The sequence below is a fragment of the Campylobacter troglodytis genome (assembly GCF_006864425.1).
In the GTDB taxonomy this organism is placed as follows: domain Bacteria; phylum Campylobacterota; class Campylobacteria; order Campylobacterales; family Campylobacteraceae; genus Campylobacter_D; species Campylobacter_D troglodytis.
Genome location: NZ_QHLI01000252.1, coordinates 1 through 451 on the forward strand (window position 1 = coordinate 1; position 451 = coordinate 451).

A 451-nucleotide genomic window follows, 5' to 3' on the forward strand; every position below is an offset into this window, starting at 1 on the left:
TCCTATAAACCTCAAAGGCAGTTTAAATTCAACATTTACATAGCCTCTATTTACATCATCACTTGTTAATTGAATTTTTTGTGAGGCTTTGTTGTTTGCTTCGTTCTTATTTGCTAAGGGAATAAAGGATAAATTCAAAAAGCAAGGCTTGATTAAGCTTTCTTTGGCTTGATTTATAAGATCTTTGCTTAAATTTGTTTTGATGGTCATAGTGCTATCTTCTAATTTTGCTACGCTTGTTTCTTGTGAGTGTTGATTGTAACAAAAAATAGGTGTATCTTTTGTGATCTTGCCTCTACTTTCTTTTTCAATTTCTTGTAAATTTATACTATTTATGTGAATTTCAAAGTTGCCTTCATTGCTACAAGTATCTTGGGGGCGATTAAGCTCTAATTTGATGCCAAAGGTAGAGTAGATTTTGTTAGGATAGAGGGTGGAATCTAATATGTAA

At 31.7% G+C, this 451-nt stretch carries 1 protein-coding gene; it reads right to left on the reverse strand.

The window, feature by feature from the left end; translation table 11 throughout:
- On the reverse strand, positions 1–451 hold a 451-nt coding region (locus DMC01_RS14320; RefSeq protein WP_185908993.1), incomplete at both ends, for a hypothetical protein.